The organism is Rufibacter immobilis (assembly GCF_003721565.1).
Lineage (GTDB): Bacteria > Bacteroidota > Bacteroidia > Cytophagales > Hymenobacteraceae > Nibribacter > Nibribacter immobilis.
Genome location: NZ_RJJE01000017.1, coordinates 1329887 through 1348722, shown reverse-complemented (window position 1 = coordinate 1348722; position 18836 = coordinate 1329887). Strand labels below are relative to the sequence as shown.

16 protein-coding genes are annotated in these 18836 nt (G+C 52.9%); 5 read left to right on the top strand and 11 right to left on the bottom strand.

The features are described from left to right. Positions 1 to 5: 5 nt before the first annotated feature. From plsX to EFA69_RS18630, 5 genes are all read right to left on the bottom strand, one after another. Positions 6 to 947, bottom strand: coding sequence for a phosphate acyltransferase PlsX (gene plsX, locus EFA69_RS18650; protein ID WP_123134566.1), 942 nt, complete (start codon positions 945 to 947; stop codon positions 6 to 8). Between the two features lie 64 nt (positions 948 to 1011). Next, complete coding sequence (gene rpmF, locus EFA69_RS18645; RefSeq protein ID WP_123134565.1) at positions 1012 to 1206, bottom strand: 50S ribosomal protein L32; 195 nt, start codon at positions 1204 to 1206, stop codon at positions 1012 to 1014. Positions 1207 to 1237: 31 nt separating this feature from the next. Beyond that, the gene (locus tag EFA69_RS18640; protein WP_123134564.1) at positions 1238 to 1792 is read right to left on the bottom strand and encodes a YceD family protein; all 555 of its coding nucleotides are present in this window, start codon (positions 1790 to 1792) and stop codon (positions 1238 to 1240) included. A gap of 232 nt (positions 1793 to 2024) precedes the next feature. Next, positions 2025 to 3032 (bottom strand): 4-hydroxythreonine-4-phosphate dehydrogenase PdxA, encoded by a 1008-nt coding sequence (pdxA, locus tag EFA69_RS18635; RefSeq protein ID WP_123134563.1) that lies wholly within the window; start codon positions 3030 to 3032, stop codon positions 2025 to 2027. Between the two features lie 3 nt (positions 3033 to 3035). Further along, positions 3036 to 4472 carry a leucyl aminopeptidase family protein gene (locus EFA69_RS18630; protein WP_123134562.1) on the bottom strand — a complete coding sequence of 479 codons (1437 nt, stop codon included), beginning with the start codon at positions 4470 to 4472 and terminating at the stop codon, positions 3036 to 3038. A 54-nt stretch (positions 4473 to 4526) separates the two neighbouring features. Here EFA69_RS18630 and rsmA point away from each other — a divergent pair, with 54 nt between their 5' ends. Genes rsmA through EFA69_RS18615 form a run of 3 tightly spaced genes read left to right on the top strand, consistent with a single transcriptional unit; the run spans position 4527 to position 7618 of the window. Beyond that, positions 4527 to 5309, top strand: a complete 783-nt coding sequence (gene rsmA / locus EFA69_RS18625; RefSeq protein ID WP_123134561.1) for a 16S rRNA (adenine(1518)-N(6)/adenine(1519)-N(6))-dimethyltransferase RsmA — start codon at positions 4527 to 4529, stop codon at positions 5307 to 5309. Beyond that, positions 5299 to 6651, top strand: a complete 1353-nt coding sequence (gene mgtE, locus EFA69_RS18620; RefSeq protein WP_123134560.1) for a magnesium transporter — start codon at positions 5299 to 5301, stop codon at positions 6649 to 6651. The genes rsmA and mgtE overlap by 11 nt, the downstream gene beginning before the upstream one ends. Before the next feature lie 4 nt (positions 6652 to 6655). After that, entirely contained in the window at positions 6656 to 7618 is a 963-nt protein-coding gene (locus EFA69_RS18615) for an NAD(P)-dependent oxidoreductase (RefSeq protein WP_123134559.1), read from the top strand. A gap of 85 nt (positions 7619 to 7703) precedes the next feature. On the opposite strand, the gene EFA69_RS18610 is transcribed toward EFA69_RS18615, so the two are convergent. After that, positions 7704 to 9032 carry a type IX secretion system plug protein gene (locus EFA69_RS18610; protein WP_123134558.1) on the bottom strand — a complete coding sequence of 443 codons (1329 nt, stop codon included), beginning with the start codon at positions 9030 to 9032 and terminating at the stop codon, positions 7704 to 7706. A gap of 205 nt (positions 9033 to 9237) precedes the next feature. After that, positions 9238 to 11163, bottom strand: a complete 1926-nt coding sequence (abc-f, locus tag EFA69_RS18605) for a ribosomal protection-like ABC-F family protein (RefSeq protein WP_123134557.1) — start codon at positions 11161 to 11163, stop codon at positions 9238 to 9240. A 258-nt stretch (positions 11164 to 11421) separates the two neighbouring features. Here abc-f and EFA69_RS18600 point away from each other — a divergent pair, with 258 nt between their 5' ends. Beyond that, positions 11422 to 11997 (top strand): 2'-5' RNA ligase family protein, encoded by a 576-nt coding sequence (locus tag EFA69_RS18600; protein WP_183906867.1) that lies wholly within the window; start codon positions 11422 to 11424, stop codon positions 11995 to 11997. 56 nt (positions 11998 to 12053) lie between these two features. Here the strand turns inward: EFA69_RS18600 and EFA69_RS18595 are convergent, their stop codons facing one another. From EFA69_RS18595 to hslV, 4 genes are all read right to left on the bottom strand, one after another. Next, positions 12054 to 13523, bottom strand: a complete 1470-nt coding sequence (locus tag EFA69_RS18595; protein ID WP_123134555.1) for a pyridoxal phosphate-dependent decarboxylase family protein — start codon at positions 13521 to 13523, stop codon at positions 12054 to 12056. 256 nt (positions 13524 to 13779) lie between these two features. Beyond that, positions 13780 to 14376, bottom strand: a complete 597-nt coding sequence (locus EFA69_RS18590; RefSeq protein WP_123134554.1) for a DUF4136 domain-containing protein — start codon at positions 14374 to 14376, stop codon at positions 13780 to 13782. Between the two features lie 395 nt (positions 14377 to 14771). Further along, entirely contained in the window at positions 14772 to 15743 is a 972-nt protein-coding gene (locus EFA69_RS18585; protein WP_123134553.1) for a deoxyhypusine synthase family protein, read from the bottom strand. 89 nt (positions 15744 to 15832) lie between these two features. Continuing rightward, complete coding sequence (gene hslV / locus EFA69_RS18580; RefSeq protein WP_123134552.1) at positions 15833 to 16372, bottom strand: ATP-dependent protease subunit HslV; 540 nt, start codon at positions 16370 to 16372, stop codon at positions 15833 to 15835. A gap of 249 nt (positions 16373 to 16621) precedes the next feature. On the opposite strand from hslV, the gene nagB reads away from it, so the two are divergent. After that, positions 16622 to 18601, top strand: a complete 1980-nt coding sequence (gene nagB, locus EFA69_RS18575; RefSeq protein WP_262697000.1) for a glucosamine-6-phosphate deaminase — start codon at positions 16622 to 16624, stop codon at positions 18599 to 18601. Positions 18602 to 18836: the final 235 nt, after the last annotated feature.

The window sequence follows — 18836 nt, the reverse complement described above, 5'->3', positions numbered from 1 at the left end:
CACGTTTAGGCGCTGAAGTATTTTTTCAGTTTATCTGAAATGTGCGACTCAGCCATTTTATTGGCCAGGTGCAGCATATTGCAGATAGCGGTAGGGCTGGAAACCCCGTGCCCTATCACGGCATTGCCGTTCACGCCCAAGATGGGGCTACCACCTACCGCTTCATAGTTGAAGCGGTCAAAGAAAGGGTCTTTGATCTTTTTCTCCAGCAGGATGTCATAGATAGACTCTGCCATTTTTAGAATCACGTTACCGGTGAACCCGTCACATACAATCACATCGGCCTTGTCGTTAAACAGGTCGCGTCCTTCAATGTTCCCGATAAAGTTAATGGATTTGTTTTCCTTGAGGAGTTTGTGGGCCGGCTGGGTAACCATGGTTCCCTTGCCTTCCTCTTCTCCCAGGTTCATGAGGCCTATGCGCGGGTTTTTGATATCCAGGATATTCTCTGCGCAGATAGAACCTATTTCGCCAAACTGCTCCAGAATCTCCGGCTTGCAGTCGGCAATGGCGCCTACATCCAGTAGTACGCCCAAGCCCCCAGATAATTTGGGGATAAAGCTGGCCAGGGCCGGCCGCAGAATGCCCTCTACCTGTTTCACGCTGAAGACGGCGCCCACTAGCATGGCGCCGGTGTTACCGGCGCTGCAGAAGGCGTCTACCTTCTTGGATGCCAACATGCCGTAACCTACCGCAATGCTGGAATCTGGTTTCTGGGTGAGGGCTTTAGTAGGGTGTTCACCCATCCCAATTACCTGGGATGCGTGAACAACCTTTACTCTGGAACCGGTGTAGCCGTGCTTTTGCAGGAGTGAATGGATTGTGTTCTCATCCCCAATGAGGAAAATCTCAAATCCATCCTTTAATGTCTCAGCTGCCAAAAGTGCGCCTTCTACAACTGCGTCGGGGGCGAAGTCGCCGCCCATTGCATCCAGAGCTATTTTCATGTAAAGCGTATTTCGTAAATTATCCTACAAGTAACTAAAATAAAGCCCGATCAGGCAAGCTTTATTAGGCAACAGAGGTATAATTTTTGATGGCCACTTTCCCTTTGTGGTATAAATCACCGTCTACCACATAAGCTCTGTGATACTGGTGTACCTCTCCGGTGTTAGGGCAGATAGAAATCGCCTTTGGAGTCAGTTTGTCATGCGTTCTTCTCTTATCTCTTCTGGTTTTGGAGATTTTTCGCTTTGGATGTGCCATCTCAGGTAATTATTACAAAATTGGTTTAAAACTATTTTAACTTCTTAAGGGCGGCGAAGCGAGGGTCCAGCGGACCGTCCTCATCGTCATCGTCGTCCTCCTCTTCTCCGTCAGAACCGGTGGAATAGATCAGGAGGCCTTCTGCCTCTGGGTCATCCTCCAGGTCTTGGTCTTCTTCCACAAACCGGGGGTGCAGTTTCTTCATGGGCACCGCCAGACCAATGTAGTCATATAGGTGCTGGGCAATGTTGATGTACTGCGTCTCCGGCAAGATCTGCAACACGTTCTCATCCAGTTCTACTTCTTCCTGGCCAAAACGCACATGCAGGGTTTGTTTTACTTCCAGCGGGTACTCAAATTCCTCTAAGCTCCGGTCACAGGTAAGGCGAACCTTGCCCGCAATGTGGAAATCAAACTGCAAAAGAAGCTCAGACTTGTGTAACACCACCTCTGCCTTCAAGTTGCCGCCATGGATTAACTGCTGGCTGAACAACTCAAAGAAGTGGTCATCCAATTCAAACTCGTAGCTGTGGCTTTTGTTGCCCAGTCGTACCAGGTTGATATCGTATTTTTTTATCTCCTTCACGTTGCCTCTTTTTTTGCAAGTCGCAAAATTAGCAGAAATATCTGAATTATAAAATACAATTGCCTTTTTTGCGAGGGTTAGTCATTAGCCGTTTAGCGGCTCCTTTTCTCAAAACAGCCTTAAAACAGCACTAGTTCATTCTGAGGAAGATAGCTGTGCTAAAGACATTTCATCTGTTGTTTTTTACGTTTAGGGGCTGTTTTTCTAAAAACAGCCCCTACGTAAAAAGCTCCTATGCGTTGGCTCTGGCCCGTAGAATATCAATGGCGGCAAACAACGCTTCCCTGAACGAGGTTTCATCTGCCCGGTTCTGCCCGGCAATGTCATAGGCGGTGCCGTGGTCTGGCGAGGTGCGCACAATGGGCAGACCTGCCGTGAAGTTCACGCCCCGCTCAAACGCGATGGTCTTGAACGGGATAAGGCCCTGGTCATGGTATAAAGCCAGCGTAGCGTCAAATTTCTGATAGCTGCGCGTGCCAAAGAAACCATCGGCGGGGAAGGGACCGAAGACCAGGTTGCCCTTGTTTTTCAGCTGCTCAATGACCGGAATCACTATTTCGGTCTCCTCAGTGCCCAAAAGTCCGTTCTCGCCGGCGTGTGGATTAAGGCCCAGCACCGCAATTTTCGGTTTCTGTATCCCAAAGTCGCGCCGCAGGGAGTTGTCCAGGATGGTGAGCTTTCTGATAAGCAGCTCCGGGGTAAGGCGGTTGGCTACCTCTTTGAGCGGCAGGTGCCCCGTCACGGTGGCCACTCTGAATCCTTCGGCCACCAGGAACATGAGGCTTTCGGGGGCGTCAAAGTAGGTGGTGAAGAACTCTGTATGGCCCGGAAACTGGAAACCTTCGCCCTGGGTGTTGTCTTTGTCAATGGGGGCTGTGACCACCGCTTGGAGGTGACCGTCCTTCAAATCCTGGGCGGCACGCAGGAGAGCGGTGCGGGCCAGGGTGCCGGTGGCGGCAGTAGGGGAGCCGGGCGTGAACTCCATCTCCTCTTCCAGGCAGTTGATGACGCTCACTTTCTTGGGGTGCAGTTGGTCAAAACCCTGTACCGTCTGAAAAGTAAAGTTCTCCAGGTTCAAAAGCTTGCGGTAGTGGTTTAGGGCTGCCGCAGTTCCGTAAATGACCGGCGCGCAAAAGTGCAGCACCCGGTTATCCAGGAGGGTTTTTAAGATTACTTCCGGACCAATGCCGGCAACATCTCCTATGGTGATTCCTATTCTAGGTTTAGTTCTTTGGTCCATTGGTTAAGCGGTGGCTTGCGAAGTAAGGAAGTGGTACAGCAGCCGTACGCTGCTCCCGGTGGCATGTTTGCCGCGGTAAGAATCTGGGCTGAGCAGGTAAGCGGTGCCGGCAATGTCCAGGTGAATCCAGGGGTAGTTGGTGAAGAACTCCAGGAACTTGCCCGCTGAGATGGCGCCCGCTTCGGCTCCGCCGATGTTCTTCAGGTCCGCGATCTCAGATTTGAGGTGGTCTTGGTACTCTTCCCAAAGCGGGAACTCCACCAGGCGCTCATGGGCCATTTCCCCGGCCAGCTTCAGGTCGGTTTTCAGCAGGTCATCGGCAGTGCCCATCATGGCAATACCCTCCCGACCGATGGCCCTGGCTGCGGCTCCGGTAAGCGTGGCTATGTCAATCACCAGAGCTGGATTATACCGTTTGGCAAAGTGCAGGGCATCGGCCAGAATCAGGCGACCTTCGGCATCGGTGTTCAGCACCTCCACGGTGTGGCCGCTGTGCATGGTAATGACATCGCCGGGGGCGAACCCTTTGCCGCTGATCAGATTGTCGGTGGCCGGGATAAGCCCGATGACGTGCAGGGGCACTTCATTCTTGGCCAGGGCATACAAAGTGCCCGCCACGGCGGCGGCGCCAGACATGTCTGATTTCATGTAGTCCATGGAGTTGGGCGTAGGTTTCAGGCTGAGCCCACCGGTATCATAGACCACGCCTTTGCCCACCAAGATCACGGGTTGCGCATTGGTGGCGTTGGCTGGTTTCCACTCTAATATATTAAAGGTAGCCGATTCATCTGAGGCTTGGTTCACACTGAGCAAACCGCCCATTTTCAGGGACTGGATCTGTACCTGGTCCAGTACTTCCACTTCCACGCCAGACCCTTGCAGCATCTCCTGAATCTGATCACTCAGCATGCTAGCGGTCTGCATATTAGGCGGAGTGTTGATGAGGTCGCGGGTTTGGTAGACCGCCTCCAATAAGTGGGAAAGCTCCATTACCTGGGTTTGGGTAACGCCCACGCCTGTAATGGTCACCGTCTTGAGGCAGGGCGGTGTGGCTTTCTCCGTTTTATACCGTTGGAAAGAGTAATTGCTCAGCACCAATCCTTCGGCTACATAGAGAGCGGCTTCCCCGTCGGCACCGTCTAACAGCACCACGTTTTCAACCTTATCCGCGAGGAGGCGCTGCTGGAGGGCGTGTCCGGCTTTACGGAGGGCCTCCTGCGTTTGTGTTTCCTTCTTTTTAGGCTCAGTGAGCAGCAGGTACAGCTGGTGCGTGTATTTATTAAGAGATACCAAGGTGCTTTTCAGCTCCAGTTGGCGGTTGATGTAGTTCAGTTCATCGGCGGAGAAAAGCTCTACGGGGAGTTGATCCCGGCCCGGCACGAGCACGGCGGTGCTGGTATTTGCCGGTAATGTTGCGGAGTAAGTCAGTTCTGTGCGCATAAGATGTGTATCTTTGGCTGCAATATAGCCTTAACAAACGGAAACCGAAAACCAGTGAAGCCCGTCCAACCCAAGAAACACCTAGGTCAGCACTTCCTCACAGACCTCAACATTGCCCAGAAGATTGTGGAGGCCCTGCAGCTTCCCAAGGGGGTGCGGGAGGTGTTGGAGGTAGGGCCCGGCATGGGGGTGCTCACGCAATACCTGGCGCAGAACCCTGCCTATAAAACTACCGTGGTAGACATTGACCGCGAATCCATTGCCTGGCTCAACGAGCATTTTCCGCAGCTGGAGGGGCGTGTGCTTTTTGCCGATTTTCTGAAAACCGATCTGAAAACGCTCTTTACCGGACCGTTCGCCATCATAGGCAATTTTCCCTACAACATCTCCAGCCAGATCTTCTTCAAAGTGCTGGAGCACCGTGATCAGGTGCCGGAAGTGGTGGGCATGATCCAGAAAGAAGTGGCTGAGCGTATTGCCGCCCCGCACGGTTCCAAGACATACGGCATCATGAGTGTGCTTTTGCAGGCGTTTTATTCTATAGAGTACCTGTTCACGGTGCACGAGCACGTGTTTAACCCGCCGCCCAAGGTGAAAAGCGCGGTGGTGCGGTTAACGCGCAATGAGGTGACCCAGCTGCCCTGCGACGAGAAACTGTTTTTCAGCGTAGTGAAGACCAGTTTCGGGACGCGCCGTAAAACCCTTCGGAACTGCCTCAAGCCCTTCGGCCTGCCGGCCGAGGTGACGCAGCAACCGGTTTTCGATAAAAGGGCGGAGCAACTTTCCGTAGAAGATTTCATTCACCTGACCCTCCTGATCCAGCAGCATGCAGTCTGAAATTACCCGCGAGTTCATTGCCCAGATAGAAGACGCCATTGAGCGCCGCGACGCTGAGTTCATTCTCTCCAACATGGAGGAAATGTATGCGGTAGACATCACCACCGTTTTGTACGAGCTCAACACGGAGCAAAGCAAATACGTGATGGACGTGCTGCCGCCCGATGTGGGCGCTGAAATCCTGAGCGACCTGGACTCTGACGTGCGCACCAATTTCCTCAAGAATTTCACCACCGAGGAGATTGCCCGCTACATTGGCGAAATGGACTCTGATGATGCCGTGGATTTGCTCAATGAGCAGCCGGTGCAGCGCAAAGAGGAAATCATAGCCCTGCTGGAAGACCAGGAGCATGTAGCCGATATTATTGACCTCTTGCACTATGACGAAGACTGCGCCGGAGGTCTCATGGCAAAGGAGTTGATCAAAGTGAACATTAACTGGCGCGTAGGGCAATGTATTGATGAAATAAGACGCCAGGCCGAGGACGTGGAGAAAGTCTACGCCATTTACGTGGTGGACGAACGCGACAAACTGGTGGGGCGCCTGAGCATGAAAACCCTCATTCTTTGCGGCGATGAGACTCCCATCTCCAAAGTCTACGACCCCGATGTGATTTCCATTGAGTCTTACAAAGATGAGCAGGAGGTGGCCACGGTCATGCAGAAGTATGATTTGGACGCTATTCCGGTGGTCAACATCCAGGGCCGATTGCTGGGCCGCATCACCATTGACGACGTGATTGATGTGATTCAGGAGCAAGCCGAACTGAGCAGGCAGCTCATGACGGGTATCACCGAGAACATTGAGGAAGATGACAGCGTGTTCCGGCTTTCGCGCGCGCGGCTGCCCTGGCTGATGGTGGGCATGGTAGGCGGTCTGTTGGGCGCCCGTTTCATCGGGCTTTTTGAAGGCGATATTTCTGTGATCCCGGCGCTGGCTATGTTCACGCCGCTTATCACCGCCACCGGTGGCAACGTAGGCATCCAGTCCTCGTCCATCATTATTCAGACGCTGGCCAACAAAACCGTCTTGTTTGACAACTTCACCTCCCGGATTGTGAAAGTACTATTGGTGGCCATTATTAACGGATTGGTCATGTCTGGTCTGGTGCTGGGTTTTAATATCCTGTTTGGGGTGCAGTTTACTTTGTCTGTGGTAGTGGCCGTGGCTTTGTTCAGTGTGGTGCTGTTAGCCTCGTTCATGGGTACGGTAACGCCCATGATTCTGGATAAATACGGAATTAACCCCGCCGTGGCCGCCGGGCCGTTCATTACCACCGCCAATGACCTGTTAGGGCTGGCCGTCTATTTTCTGGTGGCGCATGTCCTGTTAAATCTCTAATACCATGTCTTCATCAGAATCACCGTTCCGTTGCCTGGTCATTGACCTCATGCATGAAAGCCTGCTGCCTATGCTGCAAGGGCTTGGCGTGGAGGTCACGTACGTACCGGAAATCAAAAAAGAAGAAGTGCCCGCTTTGTTGCCAGAGTACCACATGCTGGTGGTGCGCAGCAAGATGCGGGTGACCGCAGCTTTGCTGGAACACGCCCCTAAACTGGAAGTAGTGGCCCGCGCCGGAGCCGGAGTAGACAACATTGATGATGGCGTGCTGGAGGCCAGGAAGATTACCCTGCTCAACGCCCCGGAAGGGAACCGAGACGCCGTGGGTGACCACACGTTAGGTCTGCTGCTGGCGCTGTTCCGGAAAATTACGCAAGGCGACCGCCAGATTAGGCAGGGCCAGTGGCTGCGGGAAGAAAACCGGGGCGAGGAGATTGGGGGGAAAACCATCGGCCTCATCGGCTACGGGCACATGGGGAAATCCTTCGCTAAACGGCTGATGGGTTTTGACTGTGAGGTGCTGGCCTTTGACCAACAGGAGGTGGAAAACCCTTATCCGCATGTGCGGCTTACCACCCTGGAAGAAATTCAGGCGCGGGCGCAAGTGCTGAGTCTTCATTTCCCTTACAATAAAGAGAACCACCATTTCATCAACGAGCAGGTCCTGATGGGGTTCCAACAGCCGTTTTGGCTACTGAATACTGCCCGCGGCGAAGTTCTTGACCATGCCGCGCTGGTGGCCGCCATGCAAGCCGGCAAGGTAAAAGGAGCCGCGCTGGATGTGTTGGAAAACGAAAAACTGAAAACCCTCACCCCGGAACAGCAGTCCCGTTTAGCTTATCTGGAAGAACACCCCCAGGTAATATTTACCCCGCACATTGCCGGCTGGACGCAGGAATCTTACCTCCGGATTAATGAAGTGTTGGTAGCCAAATTGAAAGCGTATCTTCAAACCAAAGCCAAATAGCGTTTAGGGGCTCTTTTTCTGAAAAAAGGCCTAAAACAGAAATAAAAAGAGAAGGCTCCTTAACCGGTTAAGGAGCCTTCTCTTTTTATTTCTGCGGATTGAATTGGATAGTGGAGTAGCCAATGATGAGATCGGCACGGGTGCCGGGCGGGCGGTAATACACCAGCACGTCATAGACATTCTCAGTGGCAAAGTGGCTGCCTTCAAAATAACGGGCATCGGCTTGGCCATTGGCACCTTTCATGACGAAGTAGTAATTATAGTATCCCTGTTTCAGGAGTGCAGAACCGGTGTACAGCTGCTTTTCGGCATCATACGTCAGCCGGTATGGCTCCTGCAGTTGCCAGTCAGATAAACCGCCGTAGACGTAAACCGGACCGGGGGCGGGTTCTGGAGCGTGCAGTTGGAAGGTGACCTGTTGGTAATCGGCGTTGAGAGGGGCGTTGCCGTACTCGCGGCTCCCGAAGAGGAACTTCCCGTTGGCGTCTGGCTGGGTGCTGTAGGCCTGTTGGGCGCGGCTTTTCCCGGTGACTGCAAACACGCGGTCGGGGCTGGTGGTGACATCGCGGCGCTCCACCCCAATGCCGCTGAACCGCTCACTGCGCGTATCCAGGGCCCTGAACTCGTTCAGACCCAGGAAAGACTGTTCCACTTCAAAGAGCTGGTACTCCAGGCGGCGCTGCGCTTCCTGCACAAAGGTGGGGCGGGTGAAATATTTGGCGTTGTCCCAGCGGTGGTTCTGGCGCAGCACTACCTTTATTTCCTGGGCAGGGTTCACCAGCGGGTACTGCGCATAGAAGATGTTGAAATCCATCTGTTGTCGCACGTACCTGTCGCCGGCGCCCGGGGTAGCCACCGGCCTGATGACCACGTTCACATTTTCCTCAAACACCACAAACCTGCGGCTCAGCAACAGGTTACCGCCTTCCTCAGCGACCTCCAGAACGTAGTTTCCGCTCAATTTCACGCGTGGTACCTGAAAGCGGTAGTGCCAGTAGGGCACCTTGGTACCCGCAGAGGGCTCCACTTCCATGATGAAAAATTCATTGTAGTCCTGCACGTACTGGAGCGGCTGGAGCTGGGAAGGCTGCCAGTTCACGTCACAGTGGTGAAGCTTGACCACCGCCCGGGCCCGCGGCGCCGACATACGGTCGAACTCCAGGGTGAGGGGGCTGGATTGGGCAATGGATACCACCGGCGGCGCCAGCACATCGCCCACGTTGTAATTCTGAGTGTACAACTGTACCGAGCGCACATCTGAGGCGTACACGGCATCATCATAGCGCAGGGAAACGCCGTAACCCGTTGCTCCGGTGCCAGAGCCGGTGCCCTCCACGGGAACACAGCCCGACACGGTGGCGGCAGCCAGTAGGATTGTTAAGAGACTAGTTCTCCAATTTTTCTTTGGTATCATGTAATGCGTTTGGGTAGCGCGTTTATTATTGATTGTGCTTTTGTAGACTTAGACCGTCTCTGGTCACAGAACGCCTTGTGGTGAGGTTATCGTGTCCTGCAAGTGATTCAGGTAAGCTTCCTTTGCGTTTAGGGGCTGTTTTTGGAAAAACAGCCCCTAAACGCAAAACCTCACAGACGTGTAAGGCCGTGAGGTTTTGCTCAAATTATTTCAGCTGGCTTTCCAGCTCGTCTACCTGTTCCATAAGCTGTTCCCAAGTGGCCTGTTCTTTGTCTAGCTGGGCCTTGATCTTGTTGAACTGCTGGGTGGCTTCATGCAGGGCGTTAGGGTCTGCGTAGGTGCTGGGCAGGGCGAGTTTGTTTTCGCAGTTTTTCAGTTTGCCTTCCAGCTCATTCACCAAGCCTTCCACCTGTTTCAGTTTCTGGTTTGCCTTTTTAAGCTCCTGCTCCAGTTCCTGCTGCTGGCTGGCAGTGGGCTTGGGTTTGGGAGCCGCTTTAGCGGTTGCGGCTGTTGGGGCATTCCGTTTGCCATCTTTCTCGCGCTGCTCCATCCAGTACTCGTATTCATGGTAAGTGCCGGGGTACTCCTTCAGCTCATGGTTTTCAATGTACCAGATCTTGTTGGCCACGTTCTCCACAAAGTAACGGTCGTGGGAAATCACCACGAAAGTTCCCTCATACTGCTGCAAGGCCTGGATCAGGATGTTCACACTCTGCATGTCCAGGTGGTTGGTAGGCTCATCCAGGAGCAGGAAGTTGGCTTCTGAGATCAAGGTCTTGGCCAAGGCCACGCGGCTTTTCTCGCCCCCGGAGAGGACTTTGATCTTTTTGAAAACGGTGTCGCCGGTGAAGAGGAAGGAACCCAGCACGCCGCGTAATTCCATTTCGGTACGTTTACTGCCCGCCTGTACCATCTCTTGCAGTATCTCGTTCTCCACGTTGAGGCTTTCCAGCTGGTGCTGCGCGTAAAAGGCCATGATCACGTTATGTCCTAACTGGCGGTTGCCCTGAATAGGTTCATCGCCGGCAATGATCCGCATGAGCGTAGATTTCCCTTTCCCGTTGGCGCCAATCAAAGCGATCTTGTCGCCGCGCTCAATGTTCACGTGCGTGTTCCGGAAGATGAGTTTCTCGCCGTAGCTTTTGCTCATGTCCTCCAGGCGCAGGATGTGGCGGCCCGGTTGCACGGTGAACTGGAACTTGAAGTTCACTACCGGGGCATCGGCGGCTACGTCTTCAATGCGGTCCATCTTTTCCAGCATTTTCATGCGGCTCTGGGCTTGCTTGGCCTTGGTAGCCTTGGCTTTGAAGCGGGCAATGAATTGTTCGGCCTGCTTTATCTGCTGCTGCTGGTTCTCAAAGGCTCCCTTCTGGATCTCGTTGCGCAGCTCTTTTTCCTCCAGATAAAAGCTGTAGTTACCGGCGTACACATTGAGTTTAGCACCGGACACTTCTACCGTGGTGTTGGTGGTCCGGTCCAGGAACTCCCGGTCGTGGGAAACAATCACCAGGGCGCCTTCATACGCGCTCAGATAATTCTCAATCCACTTGATAGACGGTAGGTCCAGGTGGTTGGTAGGCTCATCCAGGAGCAGGAGCGAGGGTTTCTGCAAGAGGATTTTGGCCAGCATCACGCGCATGCGCCAGCCCCCGGAGAAGGTACGGAGCGGCTGCTGCAGTTCCTCCGTGCTGAAGCCCAAGCCTTCCAGAATCTCCTCGGCCTTCACCTGTATGTTATAGCCGTCCAGCGCCTCAAACTGTTCCTGCAGCTTGGCCAGTTTGTCTATGTGCTCGTCCTGGTAATTGGTTTCCATCTCGTGGAGCACCTCGTCAATCTTGTGCTGCAGCTGTATGGCTTCTTCAAAGGCCTGCATGGCCACTTTCAGGATGCTCTCATGCGTATCATAAGACAGAAGGTCCTGGTTCAGGAAACCAAGCGTGGTTTCGCGGCTCATCTGGATGCTGCCCGCATCAGGCTTGTATTCGCCCACCAGTAGGCGCAACAAAGTGGATTTACCTGTTCCGTTGAGCCCCACTAACCCTATTTTGTCTTTGGGTTTGATGTGCAGGTTGGCGTCTTCGTACAGGGTGCGGCTCCCGAAATGGAAGTTAAGGTTATTTATGGAAATCATTGGTCAATTCTTCTCAAACCGCAAAGGTAGTGAATTTTAAGGCAGCCAAAGAGTCTGATTTACCTCTTGTTCTTGCTGGAGTTAGTCATTGCGTTGCACGTGTAATTTAACAGCTGCAGAAATCCTAAGAAATGAGTCATGAGGGTGAAATGAAAGGTAACGCAAACAATAGAAGCACTTCATCGTTCTTTCAGAGACACAGCCCCGTTTAGAGGCCGTTTTTTGAAAATAAGGCCTAAAATGCTAAACTTACCTTCTATGGTAGCCATTGTATCTTTGCTTGACGCAGAAAGTACTGACCGCATGAACAGCCTGATTCATAGGTTAGAGAGGGAATTTGGGCTGAAGGAGGTGCAAACTACCCCGTACCCGCACTTGACTTGGCTTACCGTGAACGATGGAAGTCTACAGAACCTAAAACAGACGTTGGGGCACGCGGCGGGCATCTGTTGCAAGTTCAGGATCAATACCACCGGCCTGGGCGTTTTCCCGGGTCCGAAACCTGTTCTGTATATCCCCGTGATCCGGACGCAGGGCGTGAACCGTTTCCATGGGCAGCTGCACGAAGCCGTTGCTTCCTTCTGCCAGGAAATAGGCAAACATTACCACCCCAGCATCTGGATGCCGCACCTCTCCCTGGCCTTAGGAGACACCTCCCCCGAAGTGGTGAGCCAGGCCCTGCTTTACCTCAACCAGGAGAATTTTGACTGGCACATAGAGCTGGACAACCTGGCCCTCCTGACCAAACGCCAGGACAAATTCCTCAAAGACGGGGAGTTCCCGCTGGTGGGGGTGGAGGAAGAAGCTGCTTTCAAGCTCAGCACCAAATATTAAGTTATCTAACTCCGTTTAGCGGCTCTTTTTTGAAAAAGAGCCGCTAAACGGAAAGGTTATTCCTGCCAGTTCTCTTCCAGTTCTAACACCTTTTCCTGTAAAATCTGCAGCGCCAGATCAACGGTTGTCTGGTGGGTCCTGAACGAGAGGATCGCCATCCGGAGCATGAAATTGTTGCCCAGCATAGTGGAAGACAGGAACACCCGCCCATCTACCTGCACCGCCCTGATCAGGCGCTGATTAAAGGTGTTGGCGTCGAACCCTTCGGAAGGCAGGTACCGGAAAATTACCACCGACAGAGCGGGCACTACCGGCGTCTCAAAGCTCTTCAACTCCTGAAGCCGTTGGTAAGCGTATTGGGCCAGGAGCAGTTTCTCTTCCAACGCACTCCTGAACGCTGCCACCCCGTGCAATTTAAGCGGTAGCCAAAGCCGAAGGCCCCTAAAGTGTTTGCTCAGCTCCGGCGACAGATCGGCGGGGGAGGCTTCCTCTGTGGCAGAGAGCGTGTCTTGCATGTAGTTGGCCTGGTAATGGTGGGTGTGGGCCAGCTGTTGCCGGTTTTTGATCAGTACCGCTCCCAAACCATACGGAATAAAGAGCCCCTTGTGCGGGTCCATCACCACAGAATCGGCTTGTTCTATGCCTTTCAATGTAGGCAGCCCAGACGGAGCCAGGGCGAAGAATCCGCCGTAGGCGGCATCTACATGGAACCACAGCTGGTGGCGTTGGGCAATGGTGGCAATCTGGGGCAGCGGATCAACGGCGCCCACGTCTGTGGTGCCTGCCGAGGCAATGATGATCCAGGGCGTGAACCCAGCTGCCTTGTCTTGGGCAATCGTTTCTTCCAGCGCATCTGGCTGGAGTCTGAACTGGGCGTCCATGGCAATGTGGCGCACCGGGCATTCGCCTAAGCCGGTAATCCGGAGGGCTTTGTCCAAGCAATGGTGCGCGTGGGCGGTGGTATAGACGACGGCTTTGGGGATGAGGGCCGCGGAGATGTGGTGGGCATCACGGGCGGTGGCCAGGGCAATAAGGCTTGCGATGCTTCCGCCGGAGGTGAGGTTACCTGCCGCATCCTCGGGAAAACCAATGATGCCAGCCATCCAGCGCAGGAGCATATTCTCCATCCGCACCGCCCCGGGGGCCGAGTAAAACAAGCCAGCGTACCGGTTGGTCACGGCTGCCAGATAATCGCCTAAGCCCGCATAATAAAGTCCTCCGCCCGGAATATAGCCCATGTGCCCAGCAGAGGCGGGGTTAAGGCCCGGGGTATCTACCTGAGTTTTCAGGAGCTGCAGGGCTTCCTGCACCGGAACAGGTTCTTCCGCAATAGGACTCTCCAGCAGGCCGCCACCCATTTCTGGCTGTGCGGTGTAAGAGGGAAGCGTGGGGAGTTGGGTGAGAAACGTCTGGAGGTACTGTTCCACGGCGGTCTGTACCAGTGCCCTTTCAGCAAAATTTGGTTCCAAGGTTTGGGAGAGGTTCTCCAGGTGACGCAGCGTAGGTTCTAAGGGGGGAGTTGACATGAAATAGGAATTACATGTCCAAAGTAGTGAAATATCACTATCTCTGTAGATGCAAGGCATAAAAAATACGTCGGGCTGGCACTTGTAGAATAGTGCCAGCCCGCCGTATTATAAAGTTAGATAACCACAGCAAAATGCGCAGCAATCAAACATTCAGAGATTCAATATATTAGGTTACCGCTGTTTTAAGGCTGTTTCTGGAAAAAGAGCCGCTAAACGGAATGTTTCTGTGATTGGTCTGCTCTAGTGGAATGGTTTAATTGGAGTAAGAGGTTTCACGCAAGTAGCCTTTCCGGAAGACCCGGTATTGGTCAAATATGGTTCTTACGGCGCGGTTGAGGTAGGCAGTGCTTTCGGTGGTACGGTCGGCCATGACGCCGGAGGTATAGCCTTGCCAGACGGCGTTCTGCTTCTTGTGATCTAACAAAGTCACCAGCAGCGTGCCCTGGCTCATGTACATTTTGATGGGTCGGTAAGGGTCATGCTCTTTGAGCTCTTCCTCAGGTTTGTTCATGAGCCAGATATCAAATTCCTCCTGCTCATAGCCTTTCATGTTCAGGTCATCATAGTAGAGGTAGTAACTCACCAGCAGATCAGGTTTCTTCTCAGTGAACTCGTAGCCCTGGATCTCCAGCCGCTCCTTTATGTACTTTTTAAGGATGTTGTACTGCTGTAGCGTTAAGCTGTCTTCAGCAGAGGCGTGGGTAATAAAATTGAAGGTCTTGTACTTGTGGAAAGCTCCGGTGTAACTGTAATCGGAGCCGAATTTCCGGTTCTTGAACCCAAGGCAGCTGCTAAGCCCAACCGCTACCATCAAGATAACTACTCTGGATAAAATGTACTGTTTTCCCATTTTTTGACCGTTGTGTTAAGTTTCTGTATCTCCGGTACTTACGGTGTTGTAAAGCAGTAAGGTTTAAAAAATACTTAGAAAATGAAAATATTTTTCTTAAAATCTTCATAGGCTTTATAAAATGAGATTTAAGTTGATTTTACGGCGAAGGAAGGTGGCTTTCAGGTTGTTCCGGACATTACGGTATTCCCTCAGGAGGCGATTGGGCCACTGAAAGGGGAAAGAAGCAGCCATGGGTGTTTAGCGCCCCTTTTTCCTAAATCAGGGCCAAACTGAACGGCGTTAGCAGGAAGTTATACCTGCGTCGGTTACGGTAGTACATAAAAAAAGCGGAGCAACTAGCCCCGCTTTTATATTGAATAGCCTTTACAGCTAAAGATGGATCTCTGTTGAGATTATATATCCAGCACTATGGCGAAGATGAGTGGCGCCACAATGGTAGCGTCTGATTCTATCACGTATTTAGGCGTATCAATGCCCAGTTTACCCCAGGTGATTTTCTCGTTGGGCACTGCGCCTGAGTAAGAGCCGTAGCTGGTGGTAGAGTCTGAGATCTGCGCGAAGTAGCCCCACAATGGAACGCCCGTACGCTGTAAGTCCTGGTGCAGCATAGGCACCACGCAGATAGGGAAGTCACCGGCAATACCACCGCCAATCTGGAAGAAACCAATGGTAGATTCATCGGTGGCGGTTTGGGTGTACCACTCGGCCAGTTCCATCATGTACTGGATACCGGTTTTCACGGTGTGTACATTCTTCACATCGCCGCTGATCACGTGGCCAGTATAGATGTTACCTAGCGTTGAATCTTCCCAGCCCGGCACGAAGATGGGCAGGTTTTTCTTGGCTGCTTCCAGCATCCAGCTGTTTTTAGGGTCAATCTGGTAATACTGTTCCAAATCACCGGAGAGCAGGATCTGGTAGAAGAACTGGTGCGGGAAATAGGCCTCACCAGCCTGGTCGGCTTTCTGCCAGTATTTCAATACGGTGTGCTCCAGGCGGCGCATGGCCTCTTCCTCCGGAATACAGGTATCAGTGACACGGTTCAGGTGACGGTCCAGCAGGGCTTGCTCGTCCTGCGGGGTAAGGTCACGGTAATGCGGAATTCGCTCATAGAAATCATGGGCCACCAGGTTGAAGATATCCTCTTCCAAGTTGGCACCGGTACAGGTAATGGCCTGCACTTTATCTTCCCGGATCATCTCAGCCAAGATGATGCCCAACTCAGCGGTACTCATGGCACCGGCCAGGGTAATCATCATCTTTCCGCCATTGTTCAAATGGGTTTTGTAGCCTTCAGCGGCATCAATGAGCGCGGCGGCGTTAAAATGCTTGTAGTGATCTTTCAGGAACTGCGTTACCTTCATTCTTTTTCTTCTGTTGTTTTAAATAATGCTGTGGTAAATAAGCGGGCAACCGTTTGGGGCTGCGAAAATCAAACACCCTAACCCGGGGGTTAGTTCGGTTTCTCTATTATGAAATTGTGGTTTGTATAGATGCAGATGTCTGCCGCAATGGTGAGGGCCTCGCGCACCATTTCCTCTGCCGTGAGGTGAGGGGCGTGTTTCTTCAAGGCCAACGCCGCCGACTGCGCATAGGTGCTGCCGGAGCCGATGGAGGCGATCTGGTGGTCTGGTTCCAGCACATCGCCGGTGCCCGAGATGATCAACAGCTCTTCTTTGTTGGCTACCACCATCATGGCTTCCAGCTTGCGCAGGTACTGGTCTTTGCGCCAGTCTTTGGCCAACTCAATGGCGGCGCGCTTCATGTTGTTACTGTAGGCGGCCAGTTTCTCCTCAAAGCGCTCCAGCAGGGTGAAGGCATCGGCGGTGGAACCGGCAAACCCGGTCACAATCTTCCCGTCCTGCAGCTTTCTTATTTTGCGCACATTGCTTTTGGCAACGTATTTATCCATAGTGGCCTGTCCGTCTGCCCCCACGGCCACTTCGCCGTTGTGGTAGATGCCCAGCACCGTAGTTGAACGTATTTTTACCATGTGTAGGTCTTCTTAAGGTAAGTCTCTTACAACGTAAGAATCTGGTGCGAAACTACGACATTCTTTTGGAATTCACGAGCCGTGCCTACACGGTAGACCGGCAGCGCGGGCAAGAAGGACCAAGTTGCATACGCCCAAGGGAAAACCTCTTTATGAATGCGGCGGAATCTCGTTTTATCGGCCTGTACTTCATCCCGGAATCGGACTTTCTAAAAAAAATAAAAAAGTTTTCAGCCTAACAATTGTCCTTTGCCAGGTCTTTATACCTTTGCGAGTTCCAAAGAAGCTAAAACACCTTTCCAAACTATGAGTCGTTTAAACCTCCTTGAAGAAACCCGATTCGAGAAACTCCCGGTAACCGTTTACCCCAACCAGGACATCGCCTCCGTAACGGTTGCAAGACGTATTGCCGATTTAATTAAAAGCAAACAGCAGAAAGGTGAGAAGACCGTCTTGGGTCTTGCCACCGGTGCCACCCCCGTAAGAGTTTACAACGAACTGGTTCGCCTGCACCGCGAAGAGGGCTTGAGCTTTAAGGAAGTGATCACGTTCAACCTGGACGAGTATTACCCCATGCTGCCTACGGCCAATCAGAGCTATGTGACGTTCATGAACGAGAATCTGTTCGATCACATTGACATTGAGCGCCAGAATATCAACATCCCAGACGGAACGTTGCCGCTGGAGGAGATTCCGGCCTTCTGCTTGGAGTATGAGCGTAAAATTGAGGCCCTGGGCGGACTGGATCTGCAAATCCTGGGGATTGGCCGTACCGGTCACATTGGTTTCAATGAGCCTGGTTCTGCGCCTAACTCCGGTACCCGCCTGGTAACCCTGGATGACCTGACCCGCCGTGATGCCTCCCGTGATTTCGGGGGCAAGGAGAATGTGCCTACCAAGGCCATCACCATGGGGATTGGGACCATCTTCAAGGCCCGCGAGATTGTGTTGATGGCCTGGAACGGCAAGAAAGCCTCCATCATCAAGAAAGCCGTGGAAGGGGAGATCTCCAGTGACGTTCCGGCCACCTATCTGCAACTCTCAGACAACGTGGAGTTTGTGTTGGACCAAGATGCCGCCTCTGAACTCACCCGTTTCGGTACGCCTTGGCTTACCAGAGACTGCGTTTGGGATGAGCAACTAACCAAGAAAGCGGTGATCTGGCTGTCCAGCACCCTGAAGAAGCCAATTTTAAAACTGACTGAGGAAGACTATAACAACCATGGCATGGCCCAACTGGCCGTAGACCGCGGCCCGGTGTACAACATCAACATTGATGTCTTCAACAAGCTGCAACATACTATTACCGGCTGGCCAGGCGGCAAGCCGAACTCAGATGACTCACAGCGTCCTGAGCGAGCCCTGCCTGCGCAGAAACGTTCCATTATCTTCTCGCCGCACCCAGATGATGATGTGATCTCCATGGGCGGTACGTTCATCCGGTTGGTAGACCAAGGCCATGACGTGCACGTGGCCTACCAGACCTCCGGCAATACCGCCGTTTGGGATGATGACGTGCTGCGCTACATGGAGTTCGCCATTGACTTCTCCAAGAGCGTGGGCCAAGACGGCAAGCAACTGACGGCTATCTATGAGGACATGCGCGCTTTCATTGAGCAGAAGCAGCCTAACCAGGTAGATACCCCGGAGATCCAGAACGTGAAAGCCTTCATCAGGAAGAGCGAAGCCATTGCCGGTGCCCGCTACGCCGGTCTGGAAGACGATCATATCCATTTCCAGGCGCTGCCTTTCTATGAGAGCGGCAAGACCAAGAAAAATCCGGTAACGGATGTGGACATTGAGATGACCATGACCCTGCTACAAAGCATTAAACCGCACCAGGTGTTCGCCGCCGGCGATTTTGAAGACCCGCACGGCACGCACATTGTCTGCTTCAACATCATTGTGGAGGCTCTGAAAAGATTACGTGCCAACGGCGAGACCTGGGTGGAGGACTGCTGGCTGTGGATGTACCGCGGTGCCTGGCACGAATTTGAGACCCATGAGATTGAAATGGCCGTTCCGCTTTCTCCGCAGGAAGTGCAGCGCAAGAAAATGGCCATCTTCAAGCACCAGTCCCAGAAAGATACGCCGGTCTTCCCCGGCGATGATGAGCGTGAGTTCTGGCTACGGGCTCAGGAGCGTAACCGCGAAACTGCCCGCCGTTATGATGACTTAGGTTTAGCCAACTACGAGGCCATGGAGGCATTTGTAAGGTTCAAATTTTAATAGCATAAGGTTTTAAAGAGAAAGAGCCGCTTCACTTCCCTGGAGCGGCTTTTTTGTGTATAGTGGTTTCGTGCAAAGATCAGGCTGGTTTTGGCTTGATTCCGGAAAAAGAGCCGCTAAACGCAAGGAGTAGAGGTAGAGAGAGTAGCACTGGTAGTTCATGCTCATAGTCTCCGGGAGACGAGCGAGCCTCTAGCCTCTAGCCTCTAAAGAGATGCAATGATGTGTTTAGCGG